The following is a 12,574-nucleotide window of genomic DNA, read 5'->3' on the forward strand; positions in this document are numbered from 1 at the left end:
GAACGAACAGACGACCGGCGTGTACGCCTATTCGTCCTCGATGCCCAGTTCGCGCAGCTTGCGCGTGATCGTGTTGCGCCCGATGCCCAGGCGCGAGGCTGCTTCCACGCGGCGGCCGCGGCTGGCGTCCAGCGCGCTTTGCAGCAGGATCTTCTCGAACTGCCGCGTCAGCGTGGCCATCACCGCCGGCTCGCCGCGCTCCAGGCGGCGCTGCGCGTCACGCAGCAGCGCGTCCTGCCAGCTGCCGGACGGAATCGGCTCGTCGGGATAGACCACGCCCCCACCCTGCACGGGCGATTCGGCCAGGGCCACGGCGCGCGCCGGCGGCGCCACAGCGGGCGCGTGCTCCACCGCGCGGATCTCGGGCGGCAGGTCGTTGCGGTCGATGGTCTGGCCCGGCGCCATCACGGTCAGCCAGTGGCAGAAATTCTCCAGCTGGCGCACGTTGCCCGGGAAATCGAAGCGGGTCAGCACGGCGGTGGCCTCGGGCGTCAGCCGCTTCACCGGCACGCCCAGCGACCGCGCGCTCACGCCCAGGAAATGATTGGCCAGCGCGGGGATGTCTTCGACGCGCTCGCGCAGCGGCGGCAGCCGCAGGCGGATCACGTTCAGGCGATGGAACAGGTCTTCGCGGAACAGGCCCTGCTCCACCCGCTGCTCCAGCGGCTGGTGCGTGGCGGCCACGATGCGCACGTCCACGCGCACCGGCTGCGCGCCGCCCACGCGATAGAAGCTGCCTTCGGCCAGCACGCGCAGCAGGCGCGTCTGCAGCTCGATCGGCATGTCGCCGATCTCGTCCAGGAACAGAGTGCCGCCGTGCGCTTCCTCGAAGCGGCCGCGGCGCAGCGTATTGGCTCCCGTGAAGGCGCCGCGCTCGTGGCCGAACAGCTCGGCCTCCAGCAGGTCGCGCGGAATGGCGGCGGCGTTCAGGGCCACGAACGGCCCGTTCGCGCGCGCGCCATGGCCGTGCAGGGCGCGCGCCACCAGCTCCTTGCCGGTGCCGGACTCGCCGGTGATCAGCACGGTGACCTTGGACTGCGCCAGCCGGCCGATCGCGCGGAACACCTCCTGCATGGCGGTGGACGAGGACTGCGTCATCATCCAGCGTTCGCCGGTCTGCTGGCCCTCAGCCTGCTCGGGCGTTGCGTCCTGCGGCTCGGATTCCTGCATGGCGCGCTGGATCAGCGCGACCGCTTCGTTGATGTCGAAGGGCTTGGCCAGGTAATCGAAGGCGCCGCCCTGGAACGCGGACACCGTGCTGTCCAGGTCGGCGAAGGCCGTCATCACGATGACGGGCAGGCCGGTATGGCGCTCCTTGATCTGCCGCAGCAGCTCCAGGCCGTTGCCGCCGGGCATGCGGATATCGGACACCAGGACCGACGGAGTCTCGCGCGTCATCGCATCGAGCACGTCCGAGGCCTGGAAGAAACTGCGTGTGGCGATACCGGCGCGCGCCAGGGCTTTCTCGAGCACCCAGCGTATGGCCTGATCGTCGTCGACTATCCAAACGGGTTTCATCAGAGTGGGGGCTCCATCGGTAGGACCAGGCGAAATTCGGTATGCCGCGGCCGCGACTCGAATTCGATGATGCCGCCGTGCTGTTGCACGAAATCCTGGGCCAGGCTCAGGCCCAGGCCGGTGCCGCCCGGCCGGGCGGTGACCAGGGGATGAAAGATGCGGTCGCGGATGTGCTCGGGCACGCCGGGACCGTTGTCGATGATGGACAGCACCAGCGCCAGCCGGTGGTGCCGGTGCGCCAGCATCACCTGGCGCGCCACGCGGGTGCGCAGCATGATCTGGGCCGGCGGCACGTCGGGGCCGGGTTTCTGAAGCACCAGTTCCTGCGCGGCATTGCGCACCACGTTCAGCACTGACTGCATCAGCCGCGCGGCGTCGCCGTGCAGATCGGGCACCGACGCGTCGTAGTCGCGCAGCAGGCCCACGCCCTCGCGGAACTCGGCCTGGATCAGGGCGCAGACGCGCTCGCAGATCTCGTGGATGTTGACCGGCTTGGCGTTCAACGGCACGCGCTGCGGGCCGCTCAGGCGGTCGACCAGCGCCTGCAGGCGATCGGCCTCGGAGATGATGACCTGCGTGTATTCGGTCAGGGCGGCGCTGGGCAGCTCGGCTTCCAGCAACTGGGCCGCGCCGCGCAGCCCGCCCAGCGGATTCTTCACTTCGTGCGCCAGGTTGCGCAGCAGCTCGCGATGCGACTCGATCTCTTCGACCAGGCGGTGGTTGCGGTCGGCCAGCGTGCGCTGCTCGATCTCGCGCGCCTCGATCAGCACGGGCCAGGCCTGGCCCGTCAGCGCCACGGTGGTGACGGTGACCTCGACCGACTCGGTCGCGCGGCGCAACGACGTCAATTGCCGCACGTCGGCGAACTTGCCCGCGACCGCGCCGTCGATGGAGGTCTGCAGGTCTTCGGGATGGTCGAACAGGCCCACCGCGGACAGGCCGCGCAACTGCTTGCGCGATCGCCCGAACAGGTCCTCGGCGGCGGCGTTGGCGTATTCGATGTGGCCACGCTCGTTCACCAGGAACACGGACGTGGCGAGCAAATCAAAAGCGTCTACATTCATCGCTGAAGCACCAGGGCCGTGAGGCGGACGTCCGGCAGGCCTGGCGGCCGGCGGGATGCCGCGGGAAACCGCGGACGAACGCAATGTCCGTCCGCGGGCAACGGCTTGCCGCGAGGTGGATGGTCCGCCCCGCGCGCCGGCAAGTCATGCCAGCGGTGCCGCGCGGGCGAGCCCGAAGGCCCGCCCATCAGCCCATTACAGGCTGTAGTACATGTCGAATTCGACCGGGTGCGTCGTCATGCGCAGACGCTGCACGTCGGCTTCCTTCAGCGCCAGGTAGGCATCGATCATGTCGTTGCTGAACACGCCGCCGCGGGTCAGGAACTCGCGGTCCTTGTCCAGGGCTTCCAGGGCCTGATCCAGCGAGGCGCAGACGGTCGGGATCTTCGCGTCTTCTTCCGGCGGCAGGTCGTACAGGTTCTTGTCCGCCGGGTCGCCCGGGTGGATCTTGTTCTGCACGCCGTCCAGGCCGGCCATCATCAGGGCCGAGAACGCCAGGTACGGGTTGGCCAGGGGGTCCGGGAAGCGCGTCTCGATGCGGCGGGCCTTGGGGTTGCCGACGTACGGGATGCGGATCGAGGCCGAGCGGTTGCGGGCCGAGTAGGCCAGCTTGACCGGGGCTTCGTAGTGCGGGACCAGGCGCTTGTACGAGTTGGTGCCGGGGTTGGTGATGGCGTTCAGCGCGCGGGCATGCTTGATGATGCCGCCGATGTAGTACATCGCGAATTCCGACAGGCCGGCGTAGCCGTTGCCCGCGAACAGGTTCTGGCCGTCCTTCCAGATCGACTGGTGCACGTGCATGCCGGAGCCGTTGTCGCCGACGACGGGCTTGGGCATGAAGGTGGCGGTCTTGCCGTAGGCGTGGGCCACGTTGTGCACGACGTACTTCAGGATCTGGTTCCAGTCGGCGCGGCGCACCAGCGTGCTGAACTTCGTGCCGATTTCCAGCTGGCCGGGGGCGGCCACTTCGTGGTGGTGCACTTCGACGGGCACGCCCATCTGTTCCAGCACCAGGCACATTTCCGAACGCATGTCCTGGAACGAGTCGACCGGGGGCACGGGGAAGTAGCCGCCCTTGACGCCGGGACGGTGGCCCATGTTGCCGCCTTCGAATTCCAGGCCGGTCGACCACGGGGCTTCTTCGGACTTGATCTTGACGAAAGTGCCCGACATATCGGTGTTCCACGTCACGCCGTCGAACACGAAGAATTCGGGTTCCGGACCGAAGTAGGCGGTATCGCCCAGGCCGGAGGACTTCAGGTAGGCTTCGGCGCGCTTGGCCAGCGAGCGCGGGTCGCGGTCGTAGCCCTTCATGTCCGACGGTTCGACCACGTCGCACGAGAGGATCAGGGTGGACTCTTCGCGGAACGGGTCCAGGTTGGCCGTTTCCACGTCGGGGATGAGCAGCATGTCGGACGCTTCGATGCCCTTCCAGCCGGGGATCGACGAACCGTCGAAGGCCTGACCGCTTTCCAGCTTGTCCTCGTCCACCGTGTGGGCGGGCACCGAGACGTGGTGCTCACGGCCAACGGTATCGGTAAAGCGGAAATCAACGAACTTGACTTCGTTGTCGGCGATCAATTTCAGAACGTCTTGGGGGCTTGCCATGTCATCTCCATTGATAAAAACGTCGTAGGGCAAAGTCAGCCCGACTGGCAATGACATTCAAAGCAATAAGCGTGCCAGGACTGAACTTCGGGATTCCCCGCAGGCGCGGCCAGGGCGGCCGCACCACAGCACCACAATGGTGCAAATCATGGTGCACGATGCACCAATATAGATCAATCGGCGGACAGGAACATTTCCTGCAAGTCGTTCAGGAAGCGCCATCCCAGGGCAGTGGCGCGGAGCCGCGTGGGGTCCGGGTCCAACAGGCCGCGCGACGAAGCTGCTTCCAATTGGTGCGCGATGCTCGCCAGCGATTGGCCGGTGCGTTCGGCGAACAGGCTGGCCGCCACGCCGTCCTTCAGGCGCAAGGCGTTGAGCATGAACTCGAAAGGCAGTTCGTCGGCCTGCACCACGCGCTCCTCGGCGATGTGGCTGCCGTCGTGGCGCCCTGCCCGTTCCATCCACGACTCGGGCTGGCGCGCCCGCGCCTGCCTGACGATACGGTCGTGGAATGACAGCTTGCCGTGCGCGCCCGGTCCCAGGCCCAGGTAGTCGCCGAACTCCCAGTAATTGAGGTTGTGGCGGCAGCGCGCGCCGGGCCTGGCATAGGCCGACACCTCGTAGCGCTGCAGGCCGGCCGCGGACAGCTCGGCCTCGACCGCATCCTGCATGGCCGCGCCCAGGTCGTCGTCGGGCAGTCCTTCGGGCGGGTACTTGGCGAATACGGTGTTGGGTTCGAGCGTCAGGTGGTACATGGACAGGTGCTCGGTGCCGAACGACAGCGCCTGCCGCACGTCGGCCAGACAGGCCTCCAGGCTCTGGTCCGGCAGCGCGAACATCAGGTCCAGGTTGACGCGCTCGGTGGCGCGCTGGGCCATCTCGATGGCGGCGCGCGCCTGGCCCGAATCGTGGATGCGGCCCAGGCGCTTCAGCTGCGCATCGTCGAAGCTCTGGATGCCCAGCGAGAAGCGCGTCACGCCGCTGGCGGCATAATCGCGCAGCCGCGAGGCCTCGGCGGTGCCGGGGTTGGCCTCCATCGTGATCTCGGCGTCGGGCAGCAGGTTCAGGCAGGCGCGCAGCATGGCCAGCAGTTCGTCCAGGCCGGCGGCGGACAGCAGGCTGGGCGTGCCGCCGCCCAGGAACACCGACACCACCTGCCGGCCCCAGATGGACGGCAGCGACTGTTCGAGATCGGCGCGCAGCGCGTCCAGGTAGGCGCGCTCGGGCATCTCGTCTGCCGCGTGCGAGTTGAAATCGCAATAAGGGCATTTGCGCACGCACCAGGGCACGTGCACGTAGACCGACAGGGGCGGCAGGCTGGTCAGGGTGGCCGGGCCGGCCGGCATCACCGCGCGCGGGCGCGCGACGGCGCCGACGGGTTGCAGAGGGATGGTGCGGGGCATGCGAGGAAATCAGGAGTGTGCGAGCTTGTCCAGCAGCTGGCGCAGCGCGCGGGCGCGATGGCTGACGCGGTTCTTCTCGTCCGGGTCCAGCGCGGCGGCGGTGGCGCCCAGCTCGGGCAGGTAGAAATGCGGATCGTAGCCGAAGCCGTGCTCGCCCTCGGGCATGTCCAGGATCTCGCCGTGCCAGACGCCCTCGCCGATCAGCGGCTGCGGATCGTCGGCGCTGCGCACGTAGACCAGCACGGCCACGTACCAGGCGCGCCGGTCGGCCTGGCCGGCCAGGTTGCGCACCAGCAGCGCGTTGTTGGCGGCATCGCTTTTCTCGCCGCCGGCCCGCTGGGCATAGCGCGCCGAATACACGCCTGGCGCGCCGTCCAGCGCGGCCACGCACAGGCCGGAGTCGTCGGCCAGCGCCGGCAGGCCGGTATGCCGGCTGGCATGGCGCGCCTTGGCCAGCGCATTCTCGACGAAGGTCACGTAGGGCTCGTCGGCGTCGGACACGCCGAGTTCGCCTTGCGGCACCAGCTCGATGCCCAAAGGCGAAAACAGCGCTGCGAACTCGCGCAGCTTGCCGGGGTTGCCGGAGGCCAAAACGACCCGGCGCGGGGGGAAAGAGTCTGAAGAGGCGTTCATCGATCCGATTGTATTAGTTTGCCTGCAACACTTTGTCGCACGGCCACACTATGGACACAATGGCGGGCCACCATGAAGGTCGCTTTACATCGTCAAGGCCAGCAAGACCCATCATGCAACCACCCCCAGCCGGACCCGGCCGCGCGGAAGATCTGTCGAAGATCCTGCGGCAGGAACTGCTCTTTCCGCACTACCAGCCCGTGGCCGACCTGTTCCATGGCCGCATCCACGGTTATGAAAGCCTGATCCGCGGCCCCGCCGGCCAGCCCCTGCACATGCCCGACGCGCTGTTCGGCGCCGCGCGCGCCGCCGGCCGCTATCGCGAACTCGAGATGGCCAGCCTGCGCGCCGGCCTGCAGGGCTACGCCGACGGCGGCCTGCGCGGCAAGCTGTTCCTGAACATGTCGGCGGGCGGGCTCATTCAGTATTGGCAAGAATGCGGGCGGCTGATGCCCGAGTTCCTGCTGGGCGACAGCGGCGTGTCGGCCAACAGCGTCATCATCGAGCTGGCCGACTACGACCCCGCCCACGACGACATGCAGACGCTCATCCAGGCGCTGCAATGCCTGCGCGAAGGCGGCATGCGCATCGCGCTGGACGACTACGGCGTGGGCCACGCCAGCCTGCGACTATGGGCCGAGCTGCGGCCCGATCTGGTCAAGATCGACCGCTATTTCTTCAACGGCATCAGCAACGACGCGCCGCGCCAGCAACTGGTGCGCTGCATGCTCGGCGTGGCGCAGTCGCTGGGCACGCCGGTGCTGGCCGAAGGCATCGAGACCGCCGACGACATGGCAGTGGTGCGCGACCTGGGCATCCGCTATGCGCAGGGCTGGCTGCTGGGCCGCCCGGCCACGCGCGCCATGACGGAACTGCCCGACGCGGTGCAGGGCATCCTGAACTTGCGCCGCCCCGCGCCCGAGCTGTCCAGCGGCACCTACGACACGGTGGCCAGCCTGCGCGTGGAAGCACCCGCGGTGCGGCGCGACGGCCACACCAACGACGACGTGCACCGGCTGTTCCTCGAACGCGCCGACCTGCACGCCGTGGCCGTGCTGGACGGCGAAGGCTATCCCATCGGCCTGATCAACCGGCGCGACTTCTCCGAGCAATACGCCATCCGCTACACGCGCGAGCTGTTCGGCCGCGACCCGTGCGCGTCCTTCATGAACCCCGAACCGCTACTGGTCGACCTGGACACCTCGGTCGACCGCCTGGCGCCGGTGCTGATTTCCGAAGACCAGCGCTACCTGCGCGACGGCTTCATCCTCACGCGGCACGGCCGCTACGCCGGCCTGGGCACGGGCGAGGCCCTGGTGCGCGCGGTCACCGAGATCCGCCTGGAGGCCGCGCGCTACGCCAATCCGCTGACCGCCCTGCCCGGCAACATCCCCATCAGCCGCCACATCGGCACGCTGCTGGCCAGCACGGAAGACTTCGTGGTGGGCTACTGCGACCTCGACAACTTCAAGCCGTTCAACGACGTCTATGGCTACTGGCGCGGCGACGACATGATCCAGCTGGTGGCCGAAGTCATCAAGCGCCACTGCGATCCGCAGCGCGATTTCGTCGGCCACGTCGGCGGGGACGACTTCGTGGTGCTGCTGCGCAGCCGCGACTGGCGCGAGCGCATCGAACGCCTGATCGCCGAATTCAACGACCGCGCGCGCGGCCTGTACGACGAGGCGGGGCGCCGCAACGGCGGCATCGAGACGGAAGACCGCTACGGCGTGCCGCGCTTCTTTCCCTTCGTCACGCTGGGCGTGGGCTCGCTGATGGTGCGGCCCGTGCTGTGCGGCGAGGCGCGGCCGCAGGACATCGCCTCGGCCGCGGCGCAGGTCAAGCACCGCGTCAAGCATGGCCGCACCGGCATGATCGTCGAGGACTACCCGCCCGTGCGGCTGCCGCAGGCAGTGCTGGATGGATCTCGCGCGGGCTGAGGCCGCTCAGGTGTCGCGCGACCAGCCGATGCGGTACACGCGTCCCGTCTGCGCGCCCTCGACGCTGCGGGCGTAGCCCAGCGCCGCATCGGCGGCCGGCACGGCCTTCACCCCGCGAAAGAACGGCGCATAGCCCGGCAAGGCTTCTTCGATCACCGTAGGGCTGACCAGGTTGATGCGCACGCCGCGCGGCATCTCGATCGCGGCGCCGCGCACGAAGCCTTCCAGGCCGCCGTTGACCAGCGCGGCGGACACGCCCTGGCGGATGGGATCGTCGTTCAACAGGCCGCTGGTCAGCGTGAACGAGCCCCCGTCGCGGATGCGCGCCAAGCCTTGCATCACCAGGTTCACCTGGCCCATCAGCTTGTTGCGCAGGCCCAGTTCGTATTGCTCGGCCGTGAACTGTTCCAGCGCACCGAAGTGGACCTGGCCCGTGGTGCTGACCAGGGCATCGAAATCGCCTACCTGTTCGTACAGGCGACGGATCGATTCGGGATCGGCGATGTCGACCTGGAAATCGCCGCTGCGCTGGTTGACGCGCACCACGTCGTGGCGCTGCGCGAGTTCTGCGTCGACGGCGCGGCCGATGGTGCCGCTGGCGCCCACTAGGACGATCTTCATGGCAAAGCTCCTTGAAGGGGATGAAGGGGAATCAAGCGAAGGCTGCAGCCGGCAGCAGGAAGGCTGCCCGGACCTGCCCCAGCAGCGGCGGCAGCGCCGTCACGGCCATGCGCGGGTTGGCGGCTATCAGCAGGATGCCGGCCGCCAGCAGGATGCGGCGGGTCGTCCGGCGTTCGGTCGGGGTGATCACGTGGCGATGTCGAACAAGAGGTATGGGCGTACTCTACGCCCGCGACTTCTGTTCAAATAAAGAAGGACTGACAACGAATCGCTAAATAGTGACAACCCTTCCCCATTCGCTTTGCCACTACGATGCCGACGGCGACACCCTGCCCGCCGTGGCCGTGCGCGTGGAGGTTGCCCAGCACGACGCCGAACAACCGGTACACCTCCATCGCAAGGGCCAGTTGGTTCTGGCGCTGCGCGGCGGGATCACGTGCTCGGTGTCCAAGGCCATGTGGATGGTGCCGCCGCATCACGCGGTATGGATACCGGGCGGCATGCCGCACAGCAACCGTGCCACCGACAATGCCAGCATCTGCTTCCTGTTCGTCGAACCGACTGCGGCGAATCTGCCCGAGCAGTGCTGCACGCTGGCCGTCAGCCCCCTGGTGCGGGAACTGATCCAGCACCTGGCCGACCAGGGTCAAGCCTATGCGCCGGACGGCCCCACGGCACGGCTGGCCGGCGTGCTGGTCGAACAGCTGGGTTCCATGCCGGTGGAGCAGTTGCACCTGCCGGTCTCGCACCACCCCAAGATCCGGCGCATCGCGGACGTGCTGGCGCGCGACCCCGCCGACCGCACCACGCTGGCCGAATGGGCCGGCAGGCTGGCCCTGAGCGACCGGTCGCTGGCCCGCCTGGTGCAGCGCGAGACGGGCCTGACCTTCGGCCGCTGGCGCCAGCAGCTGCACATGATCGTGGCCATGCAGCAGCTGTCGGCGGGCGCCACCGTGCAGCAGGTGGCGGGCAACCTGGGCTATGACTCGGTGACGGCCTTCATCACCATGTTCAAGAAGTCGACGGGGCAGCCGCCGGGACGGTATTTCGCGGCGCTGCGGTGAGGCGCGTCAGGCCGGCAGGTACTTGGGCTGTACGCCCAGGCGCGGCGCGCCGGCGTAGGGCGGCGCCTCGGCCGTCGCGTACTGCGGTTCGGCCACCAGGTCGTCTTCCAGCGTGAACACCGACACGGCCTGGCGCAGCACGGAGGCCTGTTCGGCCAGCGACGCCACGGCGGCGGCGGTTTCCTCCACCATCGCGGCGTTCTCCTGGGTGTTGCGCTCGATCTCGGCCACCGCCTGGTTGACCGCGGCGACGCCCTCGGCCTGCTGCGTGCTGGCGTCGGAGATGCCCGCCACGATGCCCGTGATGCGGTCCACCGATTCGACCACCTGCTTCATGGTCTGGCCGGCGTTGCCGACCTGGCGCACGCCGGAATCCACGCGCTGGCTGGCGTCGTCGATCAGTTCCTTGATCTCGCGCGCGGCCTGGGCGCTGCGTTGGGCCAGCGTGCGCACCTCGCCCGCCACCACCGCGAAGCCGCGACCCTGCGCACCGGCGCGGGCCGCTTCCACCGCGGCGTTCAGCGCCAGCAGATTGGTCTGGAAGGCGATGCCGTCGACCACGCCGACGATTTCGGCGATGCGGCGCTGGGCCGTGGCGATGCCCTGCATGCTGCTCACCGCCTCGTCGACCGCCGAGCCGCCGCGGCGCGCCAGCTGCGACACGTCCTGCGCCTGCTGGTTGGCCGTCGCGGCGTCCTGCGCGTTGCCGGTGACGGTGGCCGCCAGCTCGGTCAGGCTGGCCGCGGCTTCCTGCAGCGCGCCGGCCTGGCGCGAACTGCGGTCGGACATGTCGTTGCCCGCCTCGGCGATCTCGGTGGACCCCGCGTGGATCTCTTCCACGCTGTGGCGCACCGCCGCCACCGCGTCGGTCAGGCCGCGCTGCATGCGGCCCATGGCGGCGTACAGCACGCCGACTTCGTTGTTGCCGCGCGCGGCCAGCTTGCCGGTCAGGTCGCCGTCGGCGATGCGGTCGAACTGCTGGCCGGCGTCGGTGAGCGGGCGCAGGATGGCGCGGCGAAAGCCCAGGCGCACAAGCAGCGCGATGAGGGCCACGCCGGCCAGCATCAGCATGGCGGCGGTCATGGCGCGGTCCTGCATGCGGGCGGCGTCCTCGACGGCCGCGCGGCCCACGGCGCGCGAATAGCCCTGGTACTTGTCCACGGCGGCGATGTAGCGCGCGCTGACCTTGGCCATGACGTTGTCGGCCAGCTTGTTGGCCTCGATGCCGTTCCATCCGGTGATGGATTTGTGCAGCGGCGCCATCACGTCGGCGTCCAGCGCCTGGCTGGCGTCCATCACTTCCTTGTACAGAGGCGCGCCGTCGTCCGCGGTGTCGGGATTGTCGGCCAGGCGCTTGCGGCTGGCGCGCGCCGCGTCCAGCAGCTTGGCGGCGCTGGCCAGCGCCGCGTTGCGGGGTTCTTCCTGGCCGCCTTCCATGTAGGTCTTGGCCACCGCCAGGTCGGCGCGGGCCTGGAACAGCCGGCTGTTCAGGTCGCCGAGATCGCTGGCGCGCTCGATGTTGGCACGGCCGAGCTGTTCGATGGTCTGCCTGTCGAGCCGCAGCATCCAGATGGCCGCGGCGGCGGCGATGGCGAACAGCGCCACGAACATGACCAGGGTGGCCGTCAGCGCGGTGCTGACCTTCAGGCCGTTGAGACTTTTACGCATGTGATACCTGCCAATTCCCGCGCGAAGGACGGGGTTGCGCACGATTGTGCAGCGCAACTTTGGCAGTTTTTTGACATTTGTTTACGTTTCTCCTGAATTGCAAAGCAAACCGTAACCTGATGCCACAATCAGTCGGATGTGGCCCGCTCCTGCGGTGGAACGTCCTCGACCAGCTCGCGCACCAGGTCGCGGGCGAAGGCCGGCAGCGCGTCCAGGTCCTTCACGCAGATGTGCAGGCGGCGCAGCGCCCACGCGTCGGTCAGCGGCACGATGGCGATGCCCAGCGTGCGGGCGTAGCGCAGCGCCACCGATTCGGGAATCACGCCGATGCCCACGCCACTCTCGATCATGCGGCAGACCGCCTCGAAGTTGCCCACCTCGACCCGGAACCGGAAGATGCGGCCCAGCGCCGCCGCGGCCTGCACCAGGAAGGGGTGGATCGCGCTGGCTTCCGACAGTCCGACGTAGTCGTCCCCCAGGGTGTCGGCGAACGCCACGGCCGGCTCGGCGGCCAGCGGGTGGCCGCGCCCCGTCACCAGCACCAGCCGGTCGTTGCGGTACGGGATGAACTGCACCTTGGGGTCCGCGCCCTGGCCCGCCGCGGCGATGCCGATGTCGGCCGAGCCCTCGGCCACCGCACGCACCACCAGGTAGCTCAGGCGCTCGCGCAGTTCCACGTTGACGTCGGGATGCGCCGCCAGGAAGCGGCTGAGCACGGCCGGCATGAACTCCGTCATGGCCGTGGTGTTGGCCAGCACGCGCACGTGGCCCTTGATGCCGCGCGCGTATTCCTGCATGTCGCCGCGCAGTTGCTCGACCTGCTGCATGACCGTGCGCGCGTGGCGCAGCAGCGCCTCGCCCGAGGGCGTCAGCGTGGCGCCCTGGCTGGAACGGTACAGCAGCTGGGTGCCGAAGTACTCCTCCAGGTTTTTCACGCGGGTACTGGCCGCCGGCAGCGACAGATGCGACTTCTCGGCGCCGCGCGTCAGGCTGCGCCAATCGCCGATGTGGACGATCAGCTGCAGGTCGGTCAGGTCGAAATGCGCAGCCATCGA

Annotated in this window: 11 protein-coding genes; 2 read left to right on the forward strand and 9 right to left on the reverse strand. The window is 68.7% G+C overall.

Translation table 11 applies throughout. The features are described from left to right. Positions 1-27: 27 nt before the first annotated feature. From ntrC to rdgB, 5 genes are all read right to left on the reverse strand, one after another. The gene (gene ntrC / locus FS845_RS22790; protein ID WP_144639641.1) at positions 28-1,518 is read right to left on the reverse strand and encodes a nitrogen regulation protein NR(I); all 1,491 of its coding nucleotides are present in this window, start codon (positions 1,516-1,518) and stop codon (positions 28-30) included. Next, entirely contained in the window at positions 1,518-2,582 is a 1,065-nt protein-coding gene (gene glnL, locus FS845_RS22795) for a nitrogen regulation protein NR(II) (RefSeq protein WP_144639642.1), read from the reverse strand. The genes ntrC and glnL overlap by 1 nt, the downstream gene beginning before the upstream one ends. Before the next feature lie 195 nt (positions 2,583-2,777). After that, positions 2,778-4,190: a type I glutamate--ammonia ligase gene (glnA, locus tag FS845_RS22800; protein WP_144639644.1), complete on the reverse strand. Its 1,413-nt coding sequence runs from the start codon at positions 4,188-4,190 to the stop codon at positions 2,778-2,780. A gap of 173 nt (positions 4,191-4,363) precedes the next feature. Then, positions 4,364-5,593 (reverse strand): radical SAM family heme chaperone HemW, encoded by a 1,230-nt coding sequence (hemW, locus tag FS845_RS22805; protein WP_144639646.1) that lies wholly within the window; start codon positions 5,591-5,593, stop codon positions 4,364-4,366. A 9-nt stretch (positions 5,594-5,602) separates the two neighbouring features. Further along, positions 5,603-6,226 (reverse strand): RdgB/HAM1 family non-canonical purine NTP pyrophosphatase, encoded by a 624-nt coding sequence (rdgB, locus tag FS845_RS22810; protein ID WP_144639648.1) that lies wholly within the window; start codon positions 6,224-6,226, stop codon positions 5,603-5,605. 113 nt (positions 6,227-6,339) lie between these two features. Between rdgB and FS845_RS22815 the strand changes: the two genes are divergently transcribed. After that, complete coding sequence (locus tag FS845_RS22815) at positions 6,340-8,166, forward strand: GGDEF domain-containing protein (RefSeq protein ID WP_144639650.1); 1,827 nt, start codon at positions 6,340-6,342, stop codon at positions 8,164-8,166. 6 nt (positions 8,167-8,172) lie between these two features. Here FS845_RS22815 and FS845_RS22820 read toward each other — a convergent pair whose 3' ends face one another. Then, positions 8,173-8,787, reverse strand: coding sequence for a short chain dehydrogenase (locus tag FS845_RS22820; protein WP_144639652.1), 615 nt, complete (start codon positions 8,785-8,787; stop codon positions 8,173-8,175). 31 nt (positions 8,788-8,818) lie between these two features. After that, positions 8,819-8,977, reverse strand: coding sequence for a hypothetical protein (locus FS845_RS26615; protein WP_186332383.1), 159 nt, complete (start codon positions 8,975-8,977; stop codon positions 8,819-8,821). Positions 8,978-9,065: 88 nt separating this feature from the next. Between FS845_RS26615 and FS845_RS22825 the strand changes: the two genes are divergently transcribed. Continuing rightward, complete coding sequence (locus FS845_RS22825) at positions 9,066-9,851, forward strand: AraC family transcriptional regulator (RefSeq protein WP_144639654.1); 786 nt, start codon at positions 9,066-9,068, stop codon at positions 9,849-9,851. Positions 9,852-9,857: 6 nt separating this feature from the next. Here FS845_RS22825 and FS845_RS22830 read toward each other — a convergent pair whose 3' ends face one another. Both FS845_RS22830 and FS845_RS22835 read right to left on the reverse strand, forming a co-directional pair. Continuing rightward, positions 9,858-11,519, reverse strand: coding sequence for a methyl-accepting chemotaxis protein (locus tag FS845_RS22830; RefSeq protein ID WP_144639656.1), 1,662 nt, complete (start codon positions 11,517-11,519; stop codon positions 9,858-9,860). 128 nt (positions 11,520-11,647) lie between these two features. Further along, positions 11,648-12,571, reverse strand: a complete 924-nt coding sequence (locus tag FS845_RS22835) for a LysR substrate-binding domain-containing protein (RefSeq protein WP_144639657.1) — start codon at positions 12,569-12,571, stop codon at positions 11,648-11,650. Between the last annotated feature and the right edge of the window lie 3 nt (positions 12,572-12,574).

Source organism: Bordetella genomosp. 13 (assembly GCF_007679965.1).
GTDB lineage: Bacteria > Pseudomonadota > Gammaproteobacteria > Burkholderiales > Burkholderiaceae_B > Bordetella.

Excerpts from the sequence above, each read along its gene's own strand:
- ntrC (WP_144639641.1), bottom strand. The coding sequence starts at position 1,518 with ATGAAACCCGTTTGGATAGTCGACGACGATCAGGCCATACGCTGGGTG.
- glnL (WP_144639642.1), bottom strand. The coding sequence starts at position 2,582 with ATGAATGTAGACGCTTTTGATTTGCTCGCCACGTCCGTGTTCCTGGTG.
- glnA (WP_144639644.1), bottom strand. The coding sequence starts at position 4,190 with ATGGCAAGCCCCCAAGACGTTCTGAAATTGATCGCCGACAACGAAGTC.
- hemW (WP_144639646.1), bottom strand. The coding sequence starts at position 5,593 with ATGCCCCGCACCATCCCTCTGCAACCCGTCGGCGCCGTCGCGCGCCCG.
- rdgB (WP_144639648.1), bottom strand. The coding sequence starts at position 6,226 with ATGAACGCCTCTTCAGACTCTTTCCCCCCGCGCCGGGTCGTTTTGGCC.
- FS845_RS22815 (WP_144639650.1), top strand. The coding sequence starts at position 6,340 with ATGCAACCACCCCCAGCCGGACCCGGCCGCGCGGAAGATCTGTCGAAG.
- FS845_RS22820 (WP_144639652.1), bottom strand. The coding sequence starts at position 8,787 with ATGAAGATCGTCCTAGTGGGCGCCAGCGGCACCATCGGCCGCGCCGTC.
- FS845_RS22830 (WP_144639656.1), bottom strand. The coding sequence starts at position 11,519 with ATGCGTAAAAGTCTCAACGGCCTGAAGGTCAGCACCGCGCTGACGGCC.
- FS845_RS22835 (WP_144639657.1), bottom strand. The coding sequence starts at position 12,571 with ATGGCTGCGCATTTCGACCTGACCGACCTGCAGCTGATCGTCCACATC.